Raw genomic sequence first — 26,225 nt, forward strand, 5'->3', positions numbered from 1 at the left:
GACAGCAATTTGACAGAAAAGTGACAGTAGGTTCGACCCTTGCGGTCGATTACCCCCTCCCCGTACGACAACATGCATCCGTAGGTTCGACCCTTGCGGTCGATTATCCCTCCCCGTACGACAATGTGCATCGTATACGTGAACGATATGAGGATGGCGTGGATGAACATCGCGTTTCCGAGGAGCGTGGTCGTACGGGGAGAGGAAATCGACCACAAGGGTCGAACCTACGAGGGGCGTGGTCGGGCGTGAGGTCCGAACATATGGGGTGTGGTCGTGCGCGGAGGGGCGGGCAAGCGGCGATTGCCGCTTGCCCGCTGGGGAATGGGTTGGATCAGGAGATGGCCAGCGCAAAGACGTGCAGGGCTCCCTGGTTGAGAGACGATGGGAAGGTGATGCTGGCAACCTGCTTGCTCGTGTTGAGCGAGATGGGTGCCGAAGCGAAGATGTAGGTGCCGACGTTGTCCGTGCCGGCTCCGGCGTTGCGGTACGGGGTTTTGACCGCGACCACGTTGCCGTACGATGGCTGGGAGTTGCCGGCCCCCAGGGTCCAGTCGCTGAAGCCGAGCTGGGCGGTCTGGGTGCTGCCGTCGGTGTAGGTAATGGTGATGTTACCGACCGAGGGTCCGTTGGTGGCGCTGCCCAGGAAGGTGAGCTGCGTCGCGCCCGCTTTGGCATCCGGCGTCTGGATGGTCTGACCGGCGACCTGGACGTTGTCGTAGGCGGCGGCCGGAACGTTGGGCCAGCTGTACTGGATGCCGTTGACGGTGACCGTGGCGCCCGGCGCGTAGCCGGCGGCCGTCAGCTGCTGCTCAGAGTAACTAAAGCCGTCGCCGTCGAAGTCGGCGTTGCCCTGTCCGTCGTTGGAGATGCCGGCATTGTTGAAGAGTCCGAGCAGGTCGCCGGGTTTAGCGACCACGACCGTGAGCGCCGAGATCGGCAGTTTGGTGCCGTCGCTGGTCTGGGCGCTAAAGGGAACGCTGTAGACCCCTTCCTTCATGCTGGCGTCGGCGGCGACGGTGAAGGACTGGTTGGCGTTGCCATTGGCCGGGACCGTGAAGCTACCTGAGGCCGGGGTGACGGTGAGGCCGGATGGGGCCGTGGTGCTCCACTGGATGGTGGTGGCGTTGCCGCTGATGTCCTGTGCCGTGATGCCGCTCTGCGTCTGTGCTCCCGGCGCGACCGTGACGCGACCAGGATTGAGCGCGACCAGCGTCGGAATCGCTCCGTACTGGTACGAGGGCGGCGCGTCGTTGGGACTGCTGCCCCAGCTGGTGTTGGGCGTGCTACCGATCGTATAGTCGAGTGTACCACCGTTGGCGATAAAGGATGGTGGCAGCCAGGGCTTGGTGCTGGTCTGACCGTTCACCTTCAGGCTCTGCACATAGTAGGTGTCGGCGGTGGTGCCGGGAGCGTTGATGGTGATGGTCTGGCCGCTGGGACGATGGACGGTGATGCTCGGGAATAGCGGGCTGGCCAGGACCAGGTTGGCCGTGCCAGGGGTCTCCGGGAACATGCCCATGCTGGCCCACACATCCCAGGCCGACATGGTGCCGAGGTCGTCATTGCCTGCCATGCCGCTGGGTCCGGGGAACCAGAGCGAGTTCTCGACTTTGTGTACGATATCCTGCGTCTTGTATGGCGCGCCGGCGTAGTCGTACTCCCAGGGCGTCTCGATGGTTGGCTCATTGCCCAGGAAGGCGTACGGGGCGTTGGGGCCCGCGTTGAGCTGCGTAAAGAACGTGTCGAGGCGCTGGATCGCTTTGGCGTTGCCGCCCTCGGCGCTAAAGAGGCCCTTCAGATTGAAGGGGACCATCCAGTTGTACTGAGAGCCATCGCCCTCGACCCATCCGGTGCCGCTGGTGGGATCGTATGGGTTGGGGAAAGTGCCGTCGACGTTGCGCGGCTCCAGCAGGCCATCAGCTGGATTGAGCAGGTTCTCCCAGTCCTGGGCGCGGGTGGTGAACTTCTGGTAGTTGGCCGTATCACCAAGGGCCTGCGCGAAGGCGCCGATAGAGAAGTCCGCCGTGTTGTATTCCAGCGTCGTCGAGGCCGAACCGTAGAAGTTACAGCAGCCGTAGGTGCCGTTCTGCGGCTCGTAGCCCAGCGAGTCCAGGTAGTTGAGGCCGGGGCGCACGTTGTTGGTCTGCGTGGCCTCGTGGATCATCGCCGCCAGGGCCGCTTTGGTATCGAAGTTCTGGGCGCCGAAGGCGTAGGCGTCGGCGATGATGGCGTCGGCCGGATCGCCGTTCATCACATAGGTCTCGCCGTTGGCGGCGGCCCACTTGGGCAACTGGCCGCTCTGCGCGTAGTCATTGACCATCGACTGGATGATATCGCTGGCCTGCTGCGGCGCCAGCAATCCCAGCAGCTGCGCCTCCGAGCGGTAGATGTCCCAGCCGGAGTAGTTGGCGTACTGGGCGTGTCCCTTGGGCGCGGTATGCACCTGCCCATCGAAGCCCGCGTACTGGCCATTGACGTCAGAGAAGACGTTGGGCTGCAGCAGCGTATGGTAGAGCGCCGAGTAGAACGTCGTCTGCTGCGTCGTGGTGCCGCCGCTGACCTGGATCTCGCCCAGCTTCTGATTCCACGTCTGCTCGGCCTGGCTCAGCGTGGTATTGAAATTCCCTGTCGGATTCTCCTGGTTGACGTTCTGCTTCGCGTTGGCCACGCTGACAAAGGACAGGCCCACCTTGAGGCTGATCGACGTATTCTTGCTGGTATCGAAGGTTACAAAGGCGCCGGAGCCGGGACCCGAAACGACCGTGGTCGGCGGTTGGGATGCCGTTTTGACGTCGGCGGATGAAGCGGTTCCATTCGCCACTCTGGCCTGCGCCTGCATGAACTTCTTGACCGCCGGAGATACCGTGCTGGAGCCCTTCGCGGTTGTGCTGCCGGGCGTCACAATATCGTTGTGCCAGGTGCCGGTGGTCGCGAACGGCTGGCTGAACTGGGCGTAGAAGTAGACGTGGTAGACGTCGTTGGCGCCGCAGAAGCCGCCGCTAACCGCCGAACCGGAGATATAGTTCGATCCGATGGTGGCCTCGGCGTCAGAGTTGCCGTTGATCGATCCCGATGGATTGACCAGCATGGTCGCGGTCTTACCGGCGGGATAGGTGAAGAGGCCGGCGCCGCTATGCTGGGTCGCCGTCAACTGGACGTTCGCCCCGTTGTCCAGCTTCACCTGGTAGTAGCCGGCGTGGGCCGACTCGTTGGAGTGCGAGAAGGTTGAGACGTACTGCCCGGGATTGGTCGCCGGCGACGTCGTCACCGTCCCGATGTAGGGCATGAACGGGATGTCGCTATACACCGTACAGCCGGCGCCGCTGAGGTGCGTCAGGCTAAAGCCCTTGATCTGGTTGTTGCCGTAGTAGTAGCCGCCGGCCCAGGCCGTGGCGTTATCCGGACTAAACTGCACCATGCCGAATGGCGCGTCCGCGCCGGGGAAATCGTTGCCCACATTCCAGCCTCCCGGACCATTGGTCGATGCGCCTGTGGCCGTAAATGGATCGACCAGGCTGGCCAGATTGGTGGCCGCCGGGGCCGTGGCATGTGGGGTCGTAGCTGCCTGTACATTGCCCGGAAAGAGCAGCAGGCAGGTGGTAAATAATGCCGTAAAGACGGCGACCATCCTGGTCAATGTACGCGTTGTCGTTTGAGGATGCATGCTTGCTATTGCCTCCTTGTTCCAGCGAAGACACATGCATACCTGGAGGGGGAGCAAGGCACCGCCCGCGCGAAAATAGAGCAACACGCCGCGACCGAGCGTCGCTGAGAGGCAGAAAGAAGAGGTCTTCTGGCATCTTTTGCCATCAAATAATGGTGCTGAGGTGTCGTGTGAATTCCTCTCACAAATAACTTGCGTCCCTGCGGATATGCATCTTCCTAAAGCAGTCTCCCTGCTCTTTGACCCATCTGGCACATACCATGCTGGATGGGATAAGAACGATGAATTGAATCATCTCACCGAAGACATAGATAATAGTAACACATGCGCTCAAAGAGAATCAAGCCTCGAATAAAACACGAGATGCAATTTTACACAAATACCGTACACCGTAGGTGCCGGGCTCGCCCCCAATACGTTCAATTTTAGCGCAGGTAAAAATAAACATGACCCCAGTACGTGCGGGGCTTGCCCCCGCTTTTGTCCTTCCCGCTCGAAAAAGCAACAATAAAGACGTTCTTCATCAGCAGAAGCCTGCATCGATAAGCGGCGAGGAAGCAAGCGGGGGCAAGCCCCGCACGTACTGTGTTTTTTCTCTTGTTGCACGATCTTAAATTGAACGTATCGGCGCAATGGCCGAATTTATTGATAGAACCATTGCCAGGCGCCGCGCACGGCCTCGATGGGGACGGTGTGGGGGCCGTCGAATTCGCAGTAATGGACGTCGTAGTGTTCCTGTTGGAGCTGCGGCACAATGCGCCGGCTGCAGCGATTGATGGGGAGCACCGCGTCCCGCGTCCCGTGTGAGATGTAGATGCGGGGCGTGCCATAATGGGAGGCGGGCGCCATAAATCCAGGCGAGAAGGCGATGATATGCGTGAAGAGATCGCCGTTGGTCAGGCCAAGCGAAAGCGCGTAGGACGCCCCATCCGAGAAGCCCGCGATGCCCAGGTACGAGGTATCGACCGCGTACCACGCGAAGGCCTGTCCCAGCATGTTATCGATATAGCTCACGTCCGGACCAAACCCGCCCCGGATCACATCCCAGGTCTGGTCCCCCGAGGATGGCGCGAGCAGGATAAGGTTGGCCATATCGGCCAGGGGCAGGAATGGCTCCAGTCCGCCGCGCGCATTGCCGCCCGCGCCATGCAGCATCAGCACAAGTGGCAATGGCGTATCGGGCTGATAGGAAGGGGGGACATAGAGGATTGCGTCGTGTCCATCTTGCTGATCAAGTGTGAATAGCCCCTTAGGGGCCTCCTTCAGGGCAACCGCTGGATCGGCAGGGCGCGCTGACAGCCTGCCACGCCATGCTTTTGAACTGATATCACGAGCGGGGGACATGATCATCTCTTTTCTTGTATTTATGTATTTAAATTTAGTGTAACTTCAGAGAATATATTTAGAAAACACGTATTAGGGCCATATTCGTGACAGGTGTGATGATGGGCGCTCATAAAACGGGAAACATCTGTAGCCTGCGGCCCTACGGTCACAGGCTACAACAGAGGTTATACCTGTCGGCGCGCCTCGTCCGCGCGCTCCGCCAGTTCGCGCAGAACCTTGAAGAATTCTCGTGGTTGGCCGATGAAGAGGCCATCGGCGATCAGCGCGTTGGCCGCGGCCATGGCGGCCCCAAACGTCCGGGTTGGGCGGATGATTGAGCAAGGCGGGAACTTACGGCTTAGGAAGATCGTCGGTTCGGGCATGATCAGATTGGTCTGGAAATCCTCTCCGCCGAATGGGGGTGAGTTGAGGTCTGGAAATGTCAGGCCATTGGTGGGATCGGTCAGGGGCGCGGGCGCGAGAGGGTTATCAGCAGTAACGGCATTACCGGCCTTGTCATGCCAGGTCTGGAAATGGGCGGTCTCGGTTGGGCCGATGCTGAGCAGGATACGCAAGACCACCGGATTACTGACACGCTGGGCCAGGGATGGGTAGAGGCTGGTACCGCCCTGTTCGATGAAGCCGAAATGGAAGGCTGCCGTATTGGCGATGGCCTGTATATGCTTGGGGGGTGTCAGGTCCCCATCGTTTCGCGGGATGGCGGGGAACTGCCCGCTGAACAGATCGGGGACGGCCTGGGGGAACGTATCGCCAAAATCAGGGTTCTTCGTTGAGCTGCGATAGCGGGTCCACCAGCTGGTATCTACTGTGAGCTGCATCAGGTTGGTGAGCCGTCCAATCTGCTGCGCGCCCGTTGCCTTACTGCTCGGCAGGGTGCGGAATCTGTCCAGGTTGACCGGGGGGGCGCCATTCGCCATGAGGAAGGCGTTGATGAATCTGAAGTGGCTTATCTCGTCATCGGTGTTATCGTGGATATACTGGTCCATATCTCCGTCTAGATTTTTCAGGGCCGCGGTATAGGTGGGGTTGCCGCTGCCACCCGGGACCTCGCTGTCCTGAATGCCGCCGAGTTCATTGTATTGCTGCCACAAGTCCGTTTCGATGATCTCGGCCGCGGCCAGGAAGCGAAGAATCGCGATATCTCCCCTGTCGAGACCTTTGTGTTTCTCCTGCGCGAACGCCGGCATCCCATTTGCGAGCAGCCCCGCGCTGACAGCACCCGCGCCTCCCACTGCGAGTCCTTTACGCAGAAATGAACGACGACTGTTAAGAGTCCTTGATCGTCGCATATTGTCCGTCATGATCTCCTCCTGATGATCGTAACAATTTACGTCTTTAAAAACAAAAAGTTATACAATGTAGAATTTGACCTCCCGATACAATAGATGCCTCTCATACAATTATTATAACTTTAAAACCTAATTTTACAAAAAGAAAAAGCATTAATAGTACATTCAGTAATCTATGCTCTTTTTAATTGAAATATCTTAGGACGAACAAAAAAGAGAAAAGCATTATACTCGAGATCTTTTAGAGTGTGTTTGACTCCCGTCATCGCGGGGGCGCTCACGTGCCCCTAGGGTGACGGGAGTCAAACACACTCTTATGCCCCCGTCGAGGTGCCTCCGCCTATCCTCGCAAGGATAGGGCGTGAATTTTTATATTTTATTTGCGTATATCTATAGATAGAGATATCAGAATATAGAAATGGTAAGTAGGGATAGAGCGTATGTATCTGTCCTTTTCTCTTTTTAGAGAAGCACCATTTGAATTCAGGAAGTTGTCAGTAGTATGTCTGGAGCGCAACAAGAGAATCTGGTTGGCAGGTATCTGGGTAACTATCGGCTGGTTCAACTGCTGGGGTCCGGTGGTTTCGCCCAGGTCTACCTGGGCATTCATCGGCATCTGGAGACGCCGGCGGCGATCAAAGTCTTGCATACACAGGTCAAGGATCAGGAGGGGCAAAGCTTCTTGCAGGAGGCGCGTATGATTGCTCGTCTGCAGCATCCCCACATCGTGCGCATCCTGGAATTTAACGTCGAAGACGAGATGCCTTATCTCGTGATGCAGTATTCCGCCAATGGCACGCTGCGCCAGCGTTTTGCTGGCGAACAGGCCGTGCCGCTGGAACGCTGCCTGCCCTATCTCAAGCAGGTGGCCTCGGCGCTGCAGTACGCGCATGACCACAGGGTGATCCACCGCGACGTCAAGCCAGAGAATATGCTGCTGGATGAAAAAGGCGACGTTTTCCTCAGCGATTTTGGGATCGCGACGCAGGCGCGCAGCTCGCGTTCGGTGACGGTCTCTGAGGTGATCGGGACGGTGCGCTATATGGCGCCCGAGCAACTGCGTGGCAAGCCGCGCCCCGCCAGTGATCAGTACGCGCTGGCGATTATTGCCTATGAGTGGCTCTGCGGCCAACTGCCATTTCAGGGGAAGGAGTACCTCGCCATCGCCAGGCAGCATCTGACGGTCCCGCCCCCCTCGCTGCGTGAGCACGGCATAGCTATTCCTGTCAGCATCGAACAGGTCATCCTGACGGCGCTGGCCAAAGATCCCCATCAGCGCTATGGGCAGGTCCAGGATTTCGCGGAAGCCCTGGAGGAGGCGCTGCGGTCAGGCCGCTATCTGGCGCCGGATTCTGATCGATGGCAGCGGCGGGATCAGGCGCCATTGTTATCTTCCCGCATTGGTGTAGGAGCAGACACAACGGTTCTCTTCCCTTCTCAATCATATCGCACCGTGCCGGTCTCGCAAATGTCGCCAGAATCGCTCACAGAAGCTCCCACAGACCGGATTGCGTCCATGCCCACCAGGGGAGTTGCGCCGCTAACCGGGACGCCGCCGCCTAACACTCCCGGCAAGCGCGTCTCAAGACGTTCCATGTTGCTCGGCGCGGCCGGTCTTATAGCCCTTGGAGGCGCCGGCCTGGCATGGAGAGAACTGGCCCCCAACCTTGACGCGTCGGGGAGCCATCCCCGGCATTCCGCGCCGACCACCACATCAAGCCTCCCACAGACCACACCAGATCCCGCGCCGATCACGCCACGCGCCACCCTCCTGTATACCTATCAGTCGCAGGCCATGGCTATCTCGGCCGTTTCCTGGTCCCCTGACGGCAGATATATCGTTTCTTCATCCTCGGCCGGCACCGTCAATAAGCAAGTCCTTGAAGACAATATACAGGTCTGGGAGGCCCGGACGGGGAAGCTGTCCTGGAAAGCATCGATGGGGTCGCCCGTTATCGCCGCCGCCTGGGCTCCCGATGGCCACGCCATTGTGGTCGAGGGCGAGGTCCTTGCCGATAATGTTTTAGACCTGACGACGTTATTGAGCGTGGATACGGGCCAGGCCATCTCTCATGAGGATCATGGAACGGCGGTTGACGCGAACGGCAATAATATGATCGGCGACGCCTATTGCGTTACCTGGTCGGCCGATGGAAAGCACTTGCTGATCGGGTATCGGGGAGAGGTCGGCATCTGGACCGGGGTCGCCGATGACTGGCCCGTTCTGTACCCGGTGGGAGATAAGCAGAAGCAGATCACCTCTGTTGCCTGGTCGCCAGATGGGAAGTATATCATCGGCGGCGTCAATAGCGGCTATGTGTATCAGTGGAACGTTGGTGTTCCACTGAAGATCGCATCCACCTATCAAATGAACCTGCCCAATGTTCTAGCGGTGGCCTGCTCGTCCGACAGCCAGTATATCGCGGCGGCCAACGTAGTGGCGGTCCAGATCTGGGATAGCCAGGGAGGTCTGAACTACCAGAAGAGCTACCTGACCTATGCCGCCCCCATTGCCTGGTCGCCCGACGGCAGATATATCGCGTCCGCCCATAGCGATCCGGCGGACTTTAGCATCGCCATCTGGGACGCGCGGACCGGCAAATTGGTCAGTAAGTGCGGCGGTCATACGGCCGCGATCACCTCACTGGCCTGGTCAAAGCGGGGAGATATGCTGGCCAGTGGCAGCCAGGACAAAACGGTTCGCGTATGGCAGTTCCAGGCATAGTTCTCAAGCAGGGAAGGGAAATTTTAGCGCTGTGAATACCTATAGCGGCCAGCAGCTTGGCAATTATCGCCTGATCCGTTCTGTAGGGCGGGGAGGATTCGCGGAGGTCTATCTGGGGGTGCATCGCTACCTGGAAACACCGGTCGCCATTAAAATCCTGCGCTCAAGAAACCTGGACCGGACGATCTTTTTACAGGAGGCGCGCCTGGTCGCGCATCTGAACCACCGCCACATCGTTTCCGTGCGCGAGTTCGATATTAAGGACGATACCCCATTTCTGGTGATGGATTATGTCCAGGGTGGCACCCTGCGCCATCTCTGTCCACGGGGCACTCGTCTCCCCCTGGGGCAGGTGGTCGCTTATGTGCAGCAGATCGCCTCGGCCCTGCACTATACGCACCAGCAAGGGATCGTGCACGGCGATGTGAAGCCCGAAAACGTGTTGGTGGCGGCGGATGGTCATGTGCTGCTGAGCGATTTTGGCCTCGCCGGTATCATCAGTATGGCCGAGGCGCGGGATGGCGCTCTGGTGGGGACCGTCGATTATATGGCCCCGGAACAGTTCCAGCACCGCCTGCTGCCCGCCAGCGATCAATATGCACTGGGGATCATGGCCTACGAATGGCTGTGCGGTCGGCCGCCGTTTGAGGGTTCATACATCGAGGTGGCTGTCCAGCACGCGCTGGAACCGGCGGCATCGCTGCTGGATAGCGTCGCCGATCTGCCGGCAGGCGCCGATGAGGTGATCCTCCACGCGCTGGCCAAAGAGCCCGCAGACCGCTTTGCCAGCGTTGAAGCTTTTGCTGAGTCTCTGGAGGCGGCCGCGCTGGCCGCCCAGGGGATGGGGAAGACTCCGCAGGCAACGCCATACCGGCGGGGAACTACCGCCCTGCTAGAGTCACAGCCAGCGCCAGCCGCGCCGTCACCGCTTTCGTCAAAGCTCTTTTCACGGCGTAACTTATTCGGACTGCTGGCCGGCGTCATCATCGGGGCCGGTGCCGTCGTCACCGAGAGCATTCTGCGCGACCGGCCATCGCCGCACAATCCGGTGGTAAAGCCAGTGGTAAAGCAGACGGTGAAGCCAGCCGCGACGGCGACGCCACGCGAGGCCTTAGTGTATGTCTATCATGGTTCCCCTCATTCCGTCGATGCGCTGGCCTGGTCCCCCAATGGCCAGTATATCGCATCGGGAGGAGGCAAGCAGGAGCAGCAGCAGCAAAGGACAGATCAAACCTACCCTGTTCAGATCTGGAGAGCGGCCACCGGGCAGACGATCAGCGTATTCAATGGGCATGTAGATGTGATTTATGCGCTGGCCTGGTCTCCCGATGGCACCAGGATCGCCTCTGGTGGTACCCGCATGATGGCTACCTGGGCGGCCAATACAGGCGTTGTCATTGGCCAGTATACAGCGACGCAGGCATATTTTCAGTGTAACAATATCTTCTGGAGCTCGGATAACCAGAGCGTCATTGTAACTGATGATTATGGCAGCGTCTATAAGCTGGCGCCCACCGATCTGCAGACATTCCCTGGCGATGCAACTGTCCTCTATGGGATGCCGGTTGATAGCCATGACGATTATGTGAGCACTTCACGCTGCGCGCCTGATCAGCAATACATTTCCATGCTTGAGCGACAGGGCATTCGTGTGATCAGGATCGCGGATAAGCAGCCGCTGGCCTACTTCCAGAGATTAGCTGGAGCGCCTTTCCAGCACTCGACGTCTCCCGACACCGTCTTGAGCCTCTGGTCGCCTGACAGTACGCGCATCGCCTCTGGTGGCAATAGTAGTGGTCCGTTCTACATCTGGAAGGCTACATCTGGTGAGGTCGTGGTCGCGTTCAGCGGGGATACGGCGATCACGGCGGCCGGCTGGTCCGCCGATGGCAGATATCTCGCCTCCTCTAGCAACTCCCGGCAGCTTCAGATCTGGGATGCCGCGACCGGCAAAGTCCTGCAGCGGCACGCGCGTAAAAATACCTCTACCGTGCGCAGCATCGCCTGGTCGCCGGACGGCAAGACGATCGCCTGCGGCTGCCAGGACGGCACGGTCGAACTCTGGCGCACCCTCCTTCCGCTATAAAGGGCCTGAGCATGGTGCCGAGGATCTTTTAGGCTCTGTTGAGCGTATATACCTTATGTTATTGACGATAGCAGGAGGTTGGGGGCAGGGCCGGTAGTGAACGTGGAGCCGCTGGAGTCGCTTCTTTTCTCCTGTAGATTTAGAGGGAGGTTTTGATAATGGAAACACGCTTGCTTGGCCACAAAGGTGCGGATACGGTCCTGGATGTGGCGGCCTGGGCCAACGACCTGATTGGCAAAGAATTGCCCGGCCAGCCTGGCTATAGAGTGATCAAGGTGATTCAATTTCAACTCGTCCAACTCGACGCTGGCTACGACGCCCTGGTTCTGGTAGAGGTCCAGAATGAAGGGGAGTTCCTCAACCTCAAGGCGGCCGACGTCGAGGAGATCGTCGACATTACCGCGGCCGTGGACGAAAAAATCTAACGCACCAGCTGGAAAGACCGGTTCGCTCTGGCATAGAGCGCACCGGTCTTCGCTATTGTCAGGATGAACGCGCCATTATCTCATTCAGGTCGGAAATGATTGTTGTCCGCCCTGATATTTTTTTGCCTGTTCAAAATGGATGCCAGAGCTGGACAATATTTGTATAGGCCCCCTGTAACCCCCCCCAAAGCAATTGCTGTGCTATCAGGAGACCAGCCCAGCGCATCAACCCCTGTCACGCTGCCGTCGTAGGTGGCAGCGGTTTTCCCTGTGCTGGCATTCCAGACCTGGATGTTGCGGCCGGGCATGTCACTACTGCCTGAGGCCAGATATTTGCCGTCAGGGGACCACGCAACCAGAAACACTTTTTCCTGATGATTGCGATAGAGGAGCTGGTGTCCGCCAGTTGTCGCGTCCCAGACATAGATGGTATGGTCATAGCTGGCCGAGGCGATCCGCTTGCTGTCGGGCGACCAGGAGGCGTCATAAAAGAGCGTATGCCGATCTTTATAGCTATAGATGATTTTTCCTGTCGCCAGATTCCAGACGTTTAAGGGACCGTTGCCCTCGACCAGGAGGTGTCCATCAGGAGAAAGCGCCAGCGCAAACAGATCGTTATTGGGATCTGTCAGGCTGGTGCGTAGCTTGCCGGTGCTGGCATCCCAGATCTGGATATGGCCTTCAATATCGCCCGAGATCAGGCTTTTTCCATCGCGTGACCAGACTACTTTTGAAATCTCTATGTGGTGACCTTGATACACCAGCACTTGTTGGCCCGTCAGTGCATTCCAGATGTACACGTTATTATCTGTCTGTGCCGATGCGATCAGGGTACTGTTTGGGGACCAGGCCAGGCTGGTGGCCACTCCGGGGCGCGTCAGGATATGCTCACCGTTTTTGGCGTTCAAGACCTGGATGGTCTTCTGTTTGCTGTCGCCAGAAGCGACGATATACTGCCCATTGGGAGCGTATGCCAGCGACGCAATCCCCAGATCACCCTCGCCGTTCTGCGATGTCAGCCCCAGATAGGTGAGCATTTCACGTCCGGGTGCGGCGCTCCAGACCTGGACCAGATTACCGTCATTAGACGCGATCAATTTGCCATCGGGGGACCAGGCGGCTGTATTAATGTGATGCTGTACTTTATTGGTAGCGGTGAAGATGAAATTGCCCCTTGCCACATCTCTTATCTGTAGCGTCAGGTTATCTTTAATGATCAGCAGACGTTTGCCGTCGGGTGAGAATTGCACCATATAAGGCGCATCACCATAGCCGTTATAGGTGGCAACAAATTCGCCTGTATCGCTGTCTCGAATCGCAATTTCTGGTGTGCCGGATTGAGAAATGGTGCCCGATGCGAACTGTTTGCCATCGGGAGACCAGGCAAACGGTATTTTGGATAATGAATCCAGGGTGTACTTTTTCAGCCTTTTCGCCGCCGGGACGTTCCAGATCCGCAGGTCAGTCCAGGTTGTTTCCGCGAGGCGCTGGCTATCAGGCGCCCAGGTCAGGGTTCTTATGGATGCGTCTGCTTCGGTGATCTCGGAACTGATTTTTCCGCTGCTCGCGCTCCAGATCTCTATCGTGTGCTGAGTCGTGTCACTGCCCGCAATATACTTGCCATCAGGGGACCATACCGGGGCAACTATACCATCAACATTTCCGTCCAGGGTAAGCTTTACTTTGCTGGTGGTGGTATCCCAGATCTGAATGCTGTAAGCCTTATTCTTGTAAGCCTCTACGGCGATGTAGCGGCCGTCAGGAGACCAGGCGAAGCCATCAATTGACTTCAACGGAACCCTGTAGGCGTGCCCACCGGTCATGGCATCCCAGATGTCGAGTGTGACTCCATCGGTGGAGGCAATGCGTTTGCCATTCGGTGACCACTGTAGCTCTCTCACATTCTGCATCTGACCATCGGATGCGGGATGCTGATGCCCCTGGTAGGTAAAGAGCACCTTCCCTTCGGGGTAAGAAGCTTGCTGTGCCACAGGCGTTTGTCTGGTTGTCGGCAGATCAGGTGTTGGTACGTCGGGTGTTTGGCTTGCATCTAGCGTCGGCTGGCTCGTACAGGCCGCGAGAAGCAAAGATAGCAGGCACACCATCCATAGAAACATCCGAGAGCAAGCTCTCTTGCGCATGTGAGACCCCCTTATCTGTCTGTGAACGCTTTTATGCTGGAGCTCGTTTTCGCCATTTTATGCAAAAAGAGTATATGAGGCAGCCCCGTTTTGACTTCTGATAAAGAAACGCGAGCATCATCTTTTTTGGGGCTTTAAGTTATAAAGCAGGCATGATATGAAGTGGAAGCACTGGTAAAATCACCAATTGGAAACAGCTGAACGGACCCAATTTGAACGTGAAGAATGAGGCCTGGCCTTCATTCGTCCAGATCAAAAAGGGTCGGCCAGAGTGGACGGCCAATCGGGTGTTGTTCTGCACGAACCTGGGCCAGGTAGTCGGGCAGGGGGCTTGGGCCAAGCTCACAGGCCATAGCCGCTTCCCATGACTGGCACGTCGCCTTCCCCAGAGCTTGTGCGGACGCTGAGAGGGGATGGAATGGTAGGGTAAACAGGAGGTCCTGCGCCTGCGTTTTCAGCTTTTTTGCTATAGTCGAGACCATCGCTCGTGCCGTCTCAGCATCGCGGGCCAGGAAGAAGCGCGGGTGCGTCGGTTGGTTTTGATGGATACGGGTATAGCCAACGAGGGTGCCGGAGTGGAGATAGACGCGTGCCTGGATGGCCGGGTGCGGGCTAAGCCAATCCAGCAGATCTCGCCCGGGAAAGAGCGCCATGTCCACTCCCTGTTCCTCATGCTGCCAGAGTTCACACAGCGCTGGCACATCCTCCTCGGCTGGGCTGCGCACTTCGAGGGGCTCCTGAGAGGGTTCCTCAAGGGGCAACAGCAGGTGCGAGGAGCCATAAGCGTGCGTCTGATAGCCGAAACGCGGATAATACGTCGGGTGTCCAAGCAGAAAGCTGACAAGATATCCTTTGGAGGCAGCGATCATGTGCCCCTCATTAATCAACTGGCCACCAATTCCCTGGCCCTGATAGGCTGGCTCAACAGCAATCGGTGCAAGGTTAACAGCGGGAACGGTCGAGCCAAGCAGGCGGATCTGATGGGGTGAAAAGAGCACATGCCCGACCAGACGCCCGTCGATCTCGGCCACCAGGGAAAGTTCGGGGTCAAACGCACGGCGGCTTCGGTGCAGCGCGACAATGAGTGGCTCAGTTGTGCGGTTGCCGAAAGCGCGAGCATGCAGAGCAGCGATGTCGACGTAGTCTGTGACGTGTTCTGGTCGGATGAGGACCCTGGTGGTCGATGGCATCAGATGAGTTCCTTTACTGCTATAGTGAGAACGACTCAAGTTCCCCAGGCGATCGAGCTGCGAAGGATAACATGGATGAGTATGACGGGTTTAAGAGACACAGTAGGCCGGAAATGCAAATCGGCCGCGGGGGCCGAATTTACGGGGCCAACGAGGCATACACGGTACGCGCTGCCTCATCGACTGGCAACAGGGCCGCGACCGCCGGATAGGTTTTGCTGCTGACGGAGATCATCATGTTGCGTATGCGGATGGGGAGCAGCTCGCCACTTGTCGGCATGCGCGCAAACACCATCTTTGTCGGCGCGACCTCCTGCCGGGTGACTTCGCACGCTTCCTCCCAGTAGGTTTGGAAGTCCGGGATCTCATCACAACAGCGCTTCACGAACTGCTGATACCAGGCATCATACTGGTACAGCGCGTTCTGCTGTTTGAAGTGCCGCATGGCATACAGCACGTGTTGTCGCCACGTGGCATGTGCTTCCGCGCTGACCATGGCGTTCGCCCGAAATTTCGGATGCAGGAGAAAATGAAGTATCGTGCGCTGATGTGCTGGAATCGTATCGAGGGATGGCACCTCCATCAGGCGCAGAAAGAGCTCGTTGGCGGCATGGACCTGCAGGGTGTGCGTGACCACGATGGCTGGATAGGGCAAGGTCTCCATGGTCAGTTTCGCCTGCTCCAGTGCTTGCCGCAACGAGTCTCCTTCCCATCCTGGCTGCTCCGGCAGGTATTGCGCCGCCAGCAGGATATCGTTGCGCTCGCTGAGCCTGCATTCCAGGTAGTCGGCGATCCCCATCAGCGTTGAGCGGCTCGGCATGCGCTGGGAGCGCCCGATCAGCCAGTTTTTATAGGTCGGGCAGACTTCGTCGTTGAGCTCCTGTTGCGTAAAGCGCTTCAGCTGAGGATGGCGCCGCTCGCGATATTCCTCCTGGCGCCTCTCGCGCACCGCTTCAATGGCTGCGAGCATCTGATGGAACACCCGCGCCTGCTCTTTTGCGGACGTGTTATCCTCGTTCCGCGCAGATAGTTGTAGTGACATTTTTCCCTCATACAATCCGCTATCGAATCCAGACCAAAGGGCCGAAGGCTCAGGTGTATTTTTACTCTTGGTACAACAGTTGCATCCTTCTATACTATTCCCAGAAAGCGAATCTGCTCTTCATTTTATCACTAGAAAGAAGATTTTATTATGCGTGTTTTCGTCACGGGATCAACAGGTTTCATCGGCTCCGCTGTCGTTCGCGAACTCATCGGCGCCGGTCACCAGGTTGTCGGTCTTACGCGCTCGGACAACGGTGCCGCCTTCCTGAAGGAAGTCGGAGCCGAGGCGCGGCTCGGTACCATTGACGACCTCGACATCTTGCGCAGCGCGGCCGCCGACGCCGACGGCGTCATCCACCTGGCCTTTATGCATGACTTCACGGATTTCGCGAACTCGCTCGCCACCGACCTGCGCGCCGTCCAGGCGATGGGAGCGGGACTCGAGGGTTCCGGCAAGCCGTTTATAACTACCGCCCATCTGAACGGCGAGGCATCGGATAACGCGGTACTCGGGCTGGCTAATGTGCGATCAGTGGTCGCCACCCTCTCGCTGTCCGTGCACGGCGAGGGCGACAGGCACGGCCTGGTGCCGCAGCTGATCGACGTTGCGCGTGCGAAGGGTGTCTCTGCCTACGTCGGTGATGGGTCCAACAGTTGGTCGGGCGTCCATCGCCTCGATGTGGCGCGCATGTTCCGCCTGGCGCTGGAGTCCGCCCCGGCCGGGTCACGCATTGACGGCGTCGGCGACGAGGCGGTGCCATTCCGCGACATCGCTGGCGTCATCGGTCGCCACCTGAACCTGCCGGTGGTCAGCATTGCCCCTGAAGAGGCCGAGGCCCACTTCGGTCCTTTCCTTGCCATCGTGGCGGCGATCGACGCCCCCAGGACGAGCGCCCGGACCCGCGAACTCTTGGGATGGCAACCCACGCACCCCGCGCTGATCCCGGACATCGAACAGCACTACTTTGGCTAACAGCCGTGGCCCCGTCTCCGTACGAGGTCGCAAAGCCCAATACCTTCAATTTAAGGAAATGCACAAATAGAAAGAGAAGCAGTACGTGCGGGGCTTGCCCCCGCTTCCTTCCTCGCCGCTCGGAAAAGCAACAAGCATGATGCGATGCATCACATACAACCGTTCCTGGCCGCTTTGAAGGAGCTTTTCCTTTTAGGAAAGAAACAAAGCGGGGGCAAGCCCCGCACGTACGCTCGTCATTTTTCTTAGGGTCGGCGTACGGTGCCAGCGCCCCAGATTTCGGCAACGCGTCCGTTTTCGATGCGAAAAATCTCCATAATGAGAGGGAGAGGCTCTCCCGGCGGTGTGGGAATGCCGTGAACTGTGACCCGCAGTGCGACTTTGTCCCCTTCGGCGATAAGATCTTCGACGACGAAGCGTCTCTCTGGGAAGGTGGCAAAGGAGCTGGTCACAGCCGCTCGCGCGCGCTCAATGCCAACTTCTCCCATGGCATGCCTGATAATGTGCGGATCAAAGAGTTCGTCCAGGGTCGCGAGGTCCTGCGTGTTAATGGCTTCATAGACACGAGAAGCCAGAGCTTTGTTGTCCATTGCTGTCATGCCAGATCTCCTGTGAATGATACTTGTCGTTGCGATCGATTGCCTGTGATTGTGCATGCGCTTATTGTTGCTGCCGGCTTTCGTCCTGAAGAGCGCGTATGTTGGCGCGTAAGCGTTCGAGAACGCGCAGCGCCGCCTCTTGCTCTTCTTTAGGGATATCGGCGAGCAGCCGGGCCTGAAAGAGGCGATGTGCCATGCTCAGATCAGCAACGGTTTGCTGGCCTGAAGCCGTCAAAGAGACCAGCGTGTAGCGATTATCCTGGGGATCGAGGCGGCGGCTGAGTACCCCTTCGGACTCAAACCGCTTGACCAGGCGAGTAATCGTGGCCCCATCAACGGCTAAATGTTGCTGTAAAGCAGCATGGCTCACCTCGCCGAGCCCAGACAACAGGATCAACAGCTGCCGCCGGGGCTGACTCATACCGACATGGCGATCAAAGGCCTGCCTGGATTCAGAACAGGCAGATGCCAGCTGTTGAAAGAAGCTATCCTCAAGAACATCCATGCGTCACTTTGCCTCCAGGTCCTCTATAATTTCCGCGCTTTGCTAGAAAGCGATGCTCTATATTATTTATACCATCAACTCTTGATATTATCAAGAGTTGATGGTATAAATAATATACATTCTGGCTTTTTTTGACTTCAGAGACACGCGTATATGATATCATTGCATATTACATGCTAAAGCGATATTATATGAGAAAAAGAGCCTGTGTTGACAGGCTCATGTGCATCGCTTATAATCAAAGTGGTAAATACATGAAATAGTCGGAATACCCTCTTGAAACCCTCTAACATGTGCATGTTGCCCGTGCCAAATAATATAGGACCCTCTTTTCTGCACGGATAAAGCACAACTTCTCCGGGAAGCGATTAGGAAGGAAAAGATATGCCTGAAACATCGTCAGAAGATACGTGCTTTGATGCCATTCGGGAGCGCATCCAGCGGGAATTGGTGGAACACGGCATACCCTCTCTCAGCGTGGCCGTGGCGCGTGGATCGACCATTCTGTGGGAGGAGGGCTTCGGCTGGGCCGATCGCGAGCGTCGCATTCCGGCGACTCCCCACACGATGTATTCGCTGGCTTCGATCTCCAAGCCGATCACGACTACCGGCCTGATGATCCTCAAGGAGCGCGGGCTGCTCGATCTTGATCGCCCCATCAATGAGTATCTGGGCGATAGCAGGCTGCGGGCCCACGTGGGCAACGCCGGGGAGGCGACGGTGCGCCGCGTGGCCAACCATACTTCGGGCCTGCCGCTGCACTACCATTTTTTCTATGAGGATGAGCCGTATCTGCCGCCGTCGATGGATGAGACGATCCGGCGCTATGGGCACCTGGTGAACGCGCCCGGCGAGCACTACCAGTATTCCAACCTGGGCTACGGCATCCTTGGCGAAGTGATCGCGCGCCTCGCGGGCAAGAGCTACGCGGACTTCCTGCGCTCGGAGGTCTTTTATCCTCTCGGCATGCTGCGAGCGTCCGTCGATATCGGCCCAGGCCTGGAAGAATTTCAGGCCCAGCGCTACGATGAGGGAGGATCGCTCTATCCTTTTTATGATTGCGACCATCCAGCCGCGTCCTCTGTCTACTGTAGCGCCCATGACCTGCTGCGCTTCGGCATGTTCCATCTGAAGCAGCACCTGCCCGATCAGAAGGCGATTCTTTCGGATGCCTCTATCGATGAGATGCAGGTGTCAACAACAGCTTCGGGCGATACCGATGGCTACGGGATTGGCTGGGGTATCCACAATGGGATTCCTGATTATGTTATTGTCGGCCATGGCGGCGGTATGGGTGGGGTCAGAACCCAGTTGAACCTGATCCCCGCGTCCCAGGTGGCGGTCGTGGTCCTTTGCAATGGCGACGGTGACGCCGCCTCGGCCCTGGTTGACCAGGTTGCTGTTGATATCTTTTCGGAACTGCTGCCGGGCTATGCCGAGAACCGCGCCCGCAGCATGGAGAAGCGCGAGCCGGAACAGGATGAAAAGTCTGAGCCAGACTTCAGCCCCGATGAGCAACTGCTGGGACGGTGGAGCGGACACGTGCATACCTACGAAGGTGCTATCCCGCTGACCCTCTGGTTTAAAGAGAGCGGGGATATTCATGTCCAACTCGACAAGCAGTTGAAAACGCTGGTCAACCAGCCCCACTTCAAGGATCAGCGCCTGACCGGCGAGATGACAGGCACCATCAACACAGCGGACACGCGGCGCTATCCCCATATTCTCCATTTTGAACTCAGGCTGCGCCACGATCGCCTCACCGGATCAACGACAGCGATGACCCACGAGGCGGTAGATCAAGGATGGCGCTGTGGCCATGCCCTCAGCTTCTGGACTGAATTAAAGAAAGAAGCTTAAAAGACTCCTTTCCGGGCGCTTGCGTAGATTCGGGCCTTGCGCCCGATTTTTCGCGCGTCGAGAAAAAATCGGGCGCAAGGCCCGAATCTACGGCGATGGTGAGGTCGCCGGGGGCGGCAGGATCCGCAGGCGGCAGACGTGGCCGAGCTCGTTGAGCAGGGCCATCATCAGGCTGCCGTCGGCGGCATGGTTGGCCAGCGTCGCGCTGGCGCGCTCGTTGAGGGCGCGCAACACCAGCGTCGGCGGATACTCATCCATCTGCAGAGCGACCGGCTGGCTGGCAGCCAGCGCCAGCGCGATCTCGCCGCAGTTGCCTTTCTTATAGATCCTCTTCCTGATCTGCTGCCAGTCGGCCTGGATGTGTTCCAGCTTGAGCGGATCAGACCAGCGCTGGCGCCGCGCGGGAGGCTTTTCGATCTTGATGTGGGCCGTCTGTTGTGCCTCGGCTATGATCGGCGGCATAGTGACCATCGGCGTCTGTCTGTGTTGCCCGGCGTCCCGTGTCGGGGATACGAGCAGGATATCCTGCAGCGGTGGTAGGAGCTGAACCTGGCAGACGATGCCGATGGTCATTTCGATGGCCCAGCTGACCACGTCTTCCTCGACAAAGGGGAGTAGCGTTTGATAATAGAACTCCGTGCTTGCCCGGATGAGCAGGAGTGGGGGAGTGTGACTTTCATCCAGATCGAGCAGGGTACAGCCGTTGAGCAGGGCCGCAACCTTGGCCCCGTTGTGAACGGTCTTGATGCGTCTCTTAATATATTCCCATTCATGACGTATATAGTCTATGTTGAACTCTTGCATTTTCGATACCTTCTCTGTCCGAAATAACTTCATTGTTGAGCGCAAAAGCTTCGAGTGTGCCAGACATTATGTTAAGTTGTGCCAGGTGGTTCAGCGAACTGGATCTCAACTGGTGGGCGCCATCGCCCAGGATGAAATCCAGCCAATCGGGCGCAAGGCCCGAACTTATGTTGTTTTAGTAGATGATTACTCCGGTAAAGAGCTGGACGTGATCGTAGACCCATTGGGCGTCGCTCTTGGATAGGTTGACGCAGCCATGGGAGCCGATGTCGGCGCCCGAATCGCCGGTGGTGTCCTGGTGCGGGAACTGCGTGAGGGGACCGTATTCGGCGCGCCACCAGCTGTCATGGATATAGTAGCCGTCGCTATGATATTGCATGGCGAAGTTGATGGGAGTGTCGGGGAACCAGTACGGATCACCTTTGGGGGCGATGGACTTAAAGGTGACGTGCGTCTGGTGGCTCTCGACCCACCAGCTTCCCGGAGGCGAGGGTTTGTCGGGCTGGCCGGTAGTGACCAGCAGGGTCTTGATCAGCTTGCTATGTTCGTAGACGCGCATGGTCTGCTCGCTCAGCGAGACGACCAGGACCTGCCGATCGGTTTTGCCATAGGTCTGCATCAGCTGCAGATCGGTCTGGTGTGGCTGGTTGTTCGGCGTCTTGTCGCTGGCGTTGGCCATCATGGCCTTGAAGTTGGTGATATACATTAGGGTATTTTCGACGATCTGCTGGTAGTCGGCGAACGTCTTGGCGGTCGATAGGTCGTCTTTGATCCAGTTGCCAATGCCGGTCTTGTCGTCGTATTCAAAGCCCATCTTATACGTTTTGTTATTAAATGTGTCGTGGTAGGGATGGCTGTTTTCCCAGTTGGAGACCATCTGCTGCAGTTGTTGCTGGGTGCTCTGCTGCTCCTGCTTGATGGCCGCCAGCTTGAGGTCGCTGACATTGCTGCGAGCCGTGGCCAGCGCGCTCTGATACGTGCTGGCGCTGTGGGCGTTCTGCAATGCCTGCTGGTCGCTGCTGTATTGCTGCTCGTAGGTGGCGGTCTGACCACCATACTGCTTCATGGTATTGATCCACTGCTGCATCGTCTGCAGCTCCATCGTCCCCTGGCTTTTGATGTTGGCGCTGATAGCCGGGGTCGGAGTCGGGGTCGGGACCGTGGATGGGCCGCCGCTGCTGCTATTGCTGGTGAGACCAGGCAACTGACACCCGCTGAGGATCAGGCAGAGGGTCAGACCACACAGGAGATACGACAGCCATGTGCGCCGCACAGCGGGGGTGGATGTGCTCTGTGTCGTATGCATAGATAAAAAATCCTTTGTTTATCCTTTGTGAATCCTGGCCAGAATATTCTGGTGCAGTTTCTTGTTGCCGGCTATGACCAGCGAAAATTTGTCATTGAGCGACGTAATCGGGCGCAGTGGCTGACCTTCATGGTCGGTAACGATACCGCCGGCCTCCAAAACAATGTTGGCTGATGCAAGGAACGACTCGCCAGTGATTTCATCTCCAATATCTATATACGCATCATAGGTGCCGCTAGCAACATAGACGCTATCAATGGCCGAACTGCCGCTGCGCCGGACGACTCCCAGACGTGGACTTTCAGTCAGCAGGGCGCGTAGCGCGTCGCCGTTGCGACCGTCGAGGTTGAGGCCAGCCACGCAATCCTTGAGATTGCTGGTATGGCTCACCTGGCAGCGGCGTCCATTGCGGAACGCCCCGCCGCCCTTCTGCGCCTCGAAGACGGTTCCGGTAAACAACTCGCCGACCAGGGCCCATTGGACGTGTTCCGGCGTAACAGGCGCGTCAATGGGGAGCACCGCCAGGGCGACCGCGGCCGTCGTAATCCCTCGCTCAACGTTGGTTGACCCATCGATAGGGTCCACCACGATCCGATATTGCGGATGTTCGGTTGTGGCGAAGGTTGGACGTTCCTCGGTAATAATCTCAAAGCCCTGACCGCTCTCAGCGAGTCCGTTGATGATCAGGTCTTCCGCGTCTCTATCGAACTGCATCGTTGTATGCTTGGAAGAGTGGGAGTAGACCTGCTTGCGATCATAACGTTCCGCCTGCGTGTAGGCTCTGACCTGTCGAAAAAGTTGTTCGAGAAGTTCTAGCATTGCTATTTTTGCCTATCTGTTGTGATACATTGTAAAAAATGTGCTGACTGTATCATACCAGCATTTGTGCTCTACATGCAAAGGATGGATGAGATTTCTCCCCCTTTCGCGCCGCCTGCGGCGGCACAAGGGGAGGGGGAATGGTGGGGGACACCCCCACGCCCCCGGCAGGGAGGCCCCTGCACCCCTCGCTCCTTTTTGCCGCCTGCGGCGGTGCAAGGGGGAGGGGGGAATGGTGGGGGACACCCCCACGCCCCCCGGCAGGGAGGCCCCTGCACCCCTCGCTCCTTTTTGCCGCCTGCGGCGGTACAAGGGGAGGGGGGAATGGTGGGGGGCACCCCCACGCCCCCCGGCAGGGAGGCCCCTGCACCCCTCGCTCCTTTTTGCCGCCTGCGGCGGTGCAAGGGGGAGGGGGGAATGGTGGGGGACACCCCCACGCCCCCGGCAGGAGGGCCTCGGCGGTCCTCCTGCACCACCCGCCCCGGTTGCCGCCTGCGGCGGTGCAAGGGGGTGGGAAATGTATGGGGTATGCATTCCCGTAGGTTCGGCCCTTGCGGCCGATTTCCCCCACCACGCACGAAACGCCCCGGCGTAGGTTCGGCCCTCGCGGCCGATTTCCCCACCATGCACGAAACGCCCCGGCGTAGGTTCGGCCCTATGATATTTAACAAATAAAGCCGGCATAAAGCGGGGAGGTGCAGGAGGGGCGGCGAGCCCCTCCTGCCGGGGTTTGGGGTGCCCCCAAATCTCCTCCTCTCCCTTCCCCGCCGTAGGCGGGGAAACAAAAGGGTATGTTATACCCGGTTAAAAATTAAAAGATCATGCGGCCGATTTGCCCTCGATCCAAGACGACGTGCCGCATGGTTGTTGTTTGCTTTCGTCTTTATTCTACCCTTTTAACGCTTTGTAATGCAAAAACGTTGCGGTGGATGTGGCGCAAAAGTCGGGTGAGGGTGACTGAAATTGCTACATCGCTCTGGTCGCAGGCGAGCCAGCGGCGGCCGAGCTGTTCGGCGACGACGGGGGTGACGCCGCTACCGCAGAAGCAGTCCAGGACGAGGTCGTTTTCGTTTGAGGAGGCGAGCAGGAGGCGTTCGAGGAGGGCGACGGGCTTCTGGGTGGCGTAGCCGGTGCGTTCGGGATCTTTCTGGTGCAGGTGGCTGATGTCGCTCCAGACGTCGTCGCGCGACATGACGCTGCTCTCGGTGTAGGTGTAGGTCTTGCCGGCGGTGTGGATGGTCCAGATCGGCTGGCCGTCGGGTCCGATGCTTTTGCGCATGTGGTTGCGTTTCTCGCTGCCCCTGAGCTGTCCGACGCGCTCGGCGTGAAACTGGTAGTGGCGCGATTTGGTGTAGAGGAGGATCGTGTCGTGCTTGCGTGCGAATGACTTGGTGGCGCGTCCACCCGATTGGTAGTGCCAGATGATCTCGTTTTTGAGGCCAGCTCCCAGGTGGCGCGGACCGGTCAGGAAGATCTCGTCCAGCAGGATGCGCGCGTAATGGGTGGCACGCCAGTCGAGATGGACATAGAGACTGCCGTTGTCGGCCAGAAGTTGATGGAGGTAGTAAAATGTTTCGTAGAGCCATTGCAGATAGATATCCAGGTCGTTGTTCCAGATATCCTGATAAGAAATGCTTCCTGTTGTCAGCAGTTGCGCGCCCGTTTTAAAGGTGCGACCGGTCATAAACGGGGGATCAATGTAGATCAGGTTGACCTGGCCCTGAAACTCTGGTAGCAGCGCCGGCAGAACCAGTCCCCTGTCGGCATGGATGAGGCGATTAAACCAGCTCTCGGGCGGCGTCGCGCGTCGCTCATCACCGGGACCATAACAGGCATCCACGCTCAACGCAAGTGTCGCGGGATCGTATTCCGGTATCCTCTTTCCCTTCCAAACCAGTTCAGCCATCGACTCCCAATACCCCCTGCTTGCGTTTTCTCTGCGCTCACTGTAGCATATGACAGCCAAAATATCCACCACTTCCTCTTGATTTTCGTCGCATGATATAATGGCGATGCAGGTAGCGCAGACGCTGCAACAGGTTTGTATCGATACGTTATAGGTATCTTGCACGGGCAGCAAGCAAGCATGCGTGCTCAAAAAAGATTTGGGGATAAACATACATGTCAAATTTCTTATGGGTCTTGTTCAGTATAGTTGGATATATCGCTGGACTATACATTATGTTAAAGACAACGCCAATGTTGCTCGCACGATCGTATGATGAGGGGCTGTTTATGGCGATTGCCGCCGCCGACATCCTCGGGGCGATCCTTGCCTTTGGAGGCATCATCGTCATGCTGGCGATCTTCAACGCGAATATCTTCATCAAGATCATCGATTTTATCTTACTGATCGGTGTGATGCTGATCACGGCTCGCCTGGCCATGTTCAGCCTGCGCCCCAGGTACGCCACGCGCATCAACAAGGTCTCGCAGATCGCGGCCGGCATCTACTGCATCTGCCTCGTCGTGGCCGCCGTCTACTGCATGGTCCAACTCTTCATCTCCTGAACCACCACCCATATTCAACATCATAGAGAGGCCGCTTGCGTCACCTGTATATAGATACATGTTGATGCGAGCGGCTTTTTCTCTTTCCTCTCTTTTTGCCAAAAGACAAAGCGACAAGAAACAAGAACCTACGTGAGCATTTCCATTTTTCTTGCCGCCTTGTCTTTTGGCAAAATTATGAATGATATCCAAAATATACATATCTCTTGACAGGGGGCTTTATTGCCAGCTAAAATATGAACGTGATCATTTATGATCACGTTCATATTTTAGCTGGCGAGGGAAACTGGTGACGGAAAAAGAGCGAGGCGGGTTACGTGAGCGTAACAAGCAACAGAAATTTCAGCGTATCAAGCAGGCGGCGCAAAAGTGCTTTGAGACCAGGGGCTATGAGGCGACGCAGATGCGTGAGATTGCCGAGGAGGCGCAGGTCGGCGTGGGGACCGTGTTCCTGTATGTTCAGAACAAGCAGGAGTTGCTGGTGCTCGTCTATCTCGATGCGTTGAGCGAGACGCTCAAGGAGGCTTTCGCTTCGGTGGCGGAAGGCTGGTCTCTGCAGGAGAAGCTGGTGCATATCTTTCGCCTGCTCCTGCGCTTTTATGCACGCCATCCCGAGAACTCGCAGGTCTATCTGCAGACCATCCTCTTTTTGCAGAACAAGCCTGGACAGCATCAGGACGTTGCCCGACTCAATGAATATTTCTTGCGAGAGCTGTTGAACCTGTTTGAACAGGCCCGGCGCAACAAAGAGATCCGGGCGGACCTCGACCTGCGGCTGGCGGTGCAGCTGGTGTTCGCGCTCTACTATGCCGCGCTGACCAGTTGGACCGGCAGTTTTTCACGGCTCGATGAGGCCTTACAGGCCCTTCCCGCCGCCTTTGAGTTGCTGTTTCAGGGATTCCACCCGCTTCCTTAGTAAAGAGAGGAAAAGGGG

19 protein-coding genes are annotated in these 26,225 nt (G+C 57.7%); 7 read left to right on the forward strand and 12 right to left on the reverse strand.

Features of this window, described 5'->3' with window-relative positions; all coding sequences use genetic code 11:
* Window positions 1-334 precede the first annotated feature (334 nt).
* The 3 genes from AABA21_RS34990 to AABA21_RS35000 form a co-directional block, all read right to left on the reverse strand.
* Window positions 335-3,667 (reverse strand): GH92 family glycosyl hydrolase, encoded by a 3,333-nt coding sequence (locus tag AABA21_RS34990; RefSeq protein WP_338257382.1) that lies wholly within the window; start codon window positions 3,665-3,667, stop codon window positions 335-337.
* A gap of 642 nt (window positions 3,668-4,309) precedes the next feature.
* Window positions 4,310-5,011 carry an alpha/beta hydrolase gene (locus AABA21_RS34995; protein WP_338257384.1) on the reverse strand — a complete coding sequence of 234 codons (702 nt, stop codon included), beginning with the start codon at window positions 5,009-5,011 and terminating at the stop codon, window positions 4,310-4,312.
* Window positions 5,012-5,178: 167 nt separating this feature from the next.
* Window positions 5,179-6,315, reverse strand: a complete 1,137-nt coding sequence (locus AABA21_RS35000; RefSeq protein ID WP_338257385.1) for a ferritin-like domain-containing protein — start codon at window positions 6,313-6,315, stop codon at window positions 5,179-5,181.
* 490 nt (window positions 6,316-6,805) lie between these two features.
* Between AABA21_RS35000 and AABA21_RS35005 the strand changes: the two genes are divergently transcribed.
* The 3 genes from AABA21_RS35005 to AABA21_RS35015 all read left to right on the forward strand — a co-directional run bounded on the left by AABA21_RS35005 (window position 6,806) and on the right by AABA21_RS35015 (window position 11,539).
* Window positions 6,806-9,028 carry a protein kinase domain-containing protein gene (locus tag AABA21_RS35005; RefSeq protein WP_338257387.1) on the forward strand — a complete coding sequence of 741 codons (2,223 nt, stop codon included), beginning with the start codon at window positions 6,806-6,808 and terminating at the stop codon, window positions 9,026-9,028.
* Between the two features lie 31 nt (window positions 9,029-9,059).
* Window positions 9,060-11,114: a protein kinase domain-containing protein gene (locus AABA21_RS35010; protein WP_338257388.1), complete on the forward strand. Its 2,055-nt coding sequence runs from the start codon at window positions 9,060-9,062 to the stop codon at window positions 11,112-11,114.
* A gap of 158 nt (window positions 11,115-11,272) precedes the next feature.
* A complete protein-coding gene (locus AABA21_RS35015; RefSeq protein WP_338257389.1) occupies window positions 11,273-11,539 on the forward strand; it encodes a hypothetical protein in 267 nt (88 codons plus the stop codon).
* Between the two features lie 80 nt (window positions 11,540-11,619).
* On the opposite strand, the gene AABA21_RS35020 is transcribed toward AABA21_RS35015, so the two are convergent.
* The 3 genes from AABA21_RS35020 to AABA21_RS35030 form a co-directional block, all read right to left on the reverse strand.
* The gene (locus tag AABA21_RS35020; protein ID WP_338257390.1) at window positions 11,620-13,656 is read right to left on the reverse strand and encodes a WD40 repeat domain-containing protein; all 2,037 of its coding nucleotides are present in this window, start codon (window positions 13,654-13,656) and stop codon (window positions 11,620-11,622) included.
* Between the two features lie 263 nt (window positions 13,657-13,919).
* Window positions 13,920-14,870: a GNAT family N-acetyltransferase gene (locus AABA21_RS35025; RefSeq protein WP_338257391.1), complete on the reverse strand. Its 951-nt coding sequence runs from the start codon at window positions 14,868-14,870 to the stop codon at window positions 13,920-13,922.
* A gap of 139 nt (window positions 14,871-15,009) precedes the next feature.
* Window positions 15,010-15,912 (reverse strand): MmyB family transcriptional regulator, encoded by a 903-nt coding sequence (locus tag AABA21_RS35030; protein ID WP_338257392.1) that lies wholly within the window; start codon window positions 15,910-15,912, stop codon window positions 15,010-15,012.
* A gap of 150 nt (window positions 15,913-16,062) precedes the next feature.
* On the opposite strand from AABA21_RS35030, the gene AABA21_RS35035 reads away from it, so the two are divergent.
* Window positions 16,063-16,887, forward strand: a complete 825-nt coding sequence (locus AABA21_RS35035; RefSeq protein WP_338257393.1) for an SDR family oxidoreductase — start codon at window positions 16,063-16,065, stop codon at window positions 16,885-16,887.
* 245 nt (window positions 16,888-17,132) lie between these two features.
* Here AABA21_RS35035 and AABA21_RS35040 read toward each other — a convergent pair whose 3' ends face one another.
* Together AABA21_RS35040 and AABA21_RS35045 are read right to left on the reverse strand one after the other, a co-directional pair.
* On the reverse strand, window positions 17,133-17,486 hold the full coding sequence (locus tag AABA21_RS35040; protein WP_338257394.1) for an ester cyclase: 354 nt from the start codon (window positions 17,484-17,486) through the stop codon (window positions 17,133-17,135).
* Window positions 17,487-17,547: 61 nt separating this feature from the next.
* On the reverse strand, window positions 17,548-17,991 hold the full coding sequence (locus AABA21_RS35045) for a MarR family winged helix-turn-helix transcriptional regulator (protein WP_338257395.1): 444 nt from the start codon (window positions 17,989-17,991) through the stop codon (window positions 17,548-17,550).
* A 384-nt stretch (window positions 17,992-18,375) separates the two neighbouring features.
* Between AABA21_RS35045 and AABA21_RS35050 the strand changes: the two genes are divergently transcribed.
* Entirely contained in the window at window positions 18,376-19,851 is a 1,476-nt protein-coding gene (locus tag AABA21_RS35050; RefSeq protein WP_338257396.1) for a serine hydrolase domain-containing protein, read from the forward strand.
* Window positions 19,852-19,938: 87 nt separating this feature from the next.
* Here the strand turns inward: AABA21_RS35050 and AABA21_RS35055 are convergent, their stop codons facing one another.
* The 4 genes from AABA21_RS35055 to AABA21_RS35070 form a co-directional block, all read right to left on the reverse strand.
* The gene (locus tag AABA21_RS35055) at window positions 19,939-20,655 is read right to left on the reverse strand and encodes a hypothetical protein (RefSeq protein WP_338257397.1); all 717 of its coding nucleotides are present in this window, start codon (window positions 20,653-20,655) and stop codon (window positions 19,939-19,941) included.
* Between the two features lie 175 nt (window positions 20,656-20,830).
* On the reverse strand, window positions 20,831-21,961 hold the full coding sequence (locus AABA21_RS35060) for a L,D-transpeptidase (protein WP_338257398.1): 1,131 nt from the start codon (window positions 21,959-21,961) through the stop codon (window positions 20,831-20,833).
* Window positions 21,962-21,979: 18 nt separating this feature from the next.
* Window positions 21,980-22,780, reverse strand: a complete 801-nt coding sequence (locus AABA21_RS35065) for an inositol monophosphatase family protein (protein ID WP_338257399.1) — start codon at window positions 22,778-22,780, stop codon at window positions 21,980-21,982.
* Between the two features lie 883 nt (window positions 22,781-23,663).
* Window positions 23,664-24,686, reverse strand: a complete 1,023-nt coding sequence (locus tag AABA21_RS35070; protein WP_338257400.1) for a DNA-methyltransferase — start codon at window positions 24,684-24,686, stop codon at window positions 23,664-23,666.
* Between the two features lie 275 nt (window positions 24,687-24,961).
* Here AABA21_RS35070 and AABA21_RS35075 point away from each other — a divergent pair, with 275 nt between their 5' ends.
* Both AABA21_RS35075 and AABA21_RS35080 read left to right on the forward strand, forming a co-directional pair.
* Window positions 24,962-25,291, forward strand: coding sequence for a hypothetical protein (locus AABA21_RS35075; protein WP_338257401.1), 330 nt, complete (start codon window positions 24,962-24,964; stop codon window positions 25,289-25,291).
* Between the two features lie 289 nt (window positions 25,292-25,580).
* A complete protein-coding gene (locus AABA21_RS35080; protein ID WP_338257402.1) occupies window positions 25,581-26,207 on the forward strand; it encodes a TetR/AcrR family transcriptional regulator in 627 nt (208 codons plus the stop codon).
* Window positions 26,208-26,225 lie beyond the last annotated feature (18 nt).

Source organism: Dictyobacter halimunensis (assembly GCF_036245075.1).

Coding starts and splice junctions, on each gene's coding strand:
- AABA21_RS34990 (WP_338257382.1), bottom strand. CDS start 3,667: ATGCATCCTCAAACGACAACGCGTACATTGACCAGGATGGTCGCCGTC.
- AABA21_RS34995 (WP_338257384.1), bottom strand. CDS start 5,011: ATGTCCCCCGCTCGTGATATCAGTTCAAAAGCATGGCGTGGCAGGCTG.
- AABA21_RS35000 (WP_338257385.1), bottom strand. CDS start 6,315: ATGACGGACAATATGCGACGATCAAGGACTCTTAACAGTCGTCGTTCA.
- AABA21_RS35005 (WP_338257387.1), top strand. CDS start 6,806: ATGTCTGGAGCGCAACAAGAGAATCTGGTTGGCAGGTATCTGGGTAAC.
- AABA21_RS35015 (WP_338257389.1), top strand. CDS start 11,273: ATGGAAACACGCTTGCTTGGCCACAAAGGTGCGGATACGGTCCTGGAT.
- AABA21_RS35020 (WP_338257390.1), bottom strand. CDS start 13,656: ATGTTTCTATGGATGGTGTGCCTGCTATCTTTGCTTCTCGCGGCCTGT.
- AABA21_RS35025 (WP_338257391.1), bottom strand. CDS start 14,870: ATGCCATCGACCACCAGGGTCCTCATCCGACCAGAACACGTCACAGAC.
- AABA21_RS35030 (WP_338257392.1), bottom strand. CDS start 15,912: ATGTCACTACAACTATCTGCGCGGAACGAGGATAACACGTCCGCAAAA.
- AABA21_RS35035 (WP_338257393.1), top strand. CDS start 16,063: ATGCGTGTTTTCGTCACGGGATCAACAGGTTTCATCGGCTCCGCTGTC.
- AABA21_RS35040 (WP_338257394.1), bottom strand. CDS start 17,486: ATGACAGCAATGGACAACAAAGCTCTGGCTTCTCGTGTCTATGAAGCC.
- AABA21_RS35045 (WP_338257395.1), bottom strand. CDS start 17,991: ATGGATGTTCTTGAGGATAGCTTCTTTCAACAGCTGGCATCTGCCTGT.
- AABA21_RS35050 (WP_338257396.1), top strand. CDS start 18,376: ATGCCTGAAACATCGTCAGAAGATACGTGCTTTGATGCCATTCGGGAG.
- AABA21_RS35055 (WP_338257397.1), bottom strand. CDS start 20,655: ATGCAAGAGTTCAACATAGACTATATACGTCATGAATGGGAATATATT.
- AABA21_RS35060 (WP_338257398.1), bottom strand. CDS start 21,961: ATGCATACGACACAGAGCACATCCACCCCCGCTGTGCGGCGCACATGG.
- AABA21_RS35065 (WP_338257399.1), bottom strand. CDS start 22,780: ATGCTAGAACTTCTCGAACAACTTTTTCGACAGGTCAGAGCCTACACG.
- AABA21_RS35070 (WP_338257400.1), bottom strand. CDS start 24,686: ATGGCTGAACTGGTTTGGAAGGGAAAGAGGATACCGGAATACGATCCC.
- AABA21_RS35075 (WP_338257401.1), top strand. CDS start 24,962: ATGTTAAAGACAACGCCAATGTTGCTCGCACGATCGTATGATGAGGGG.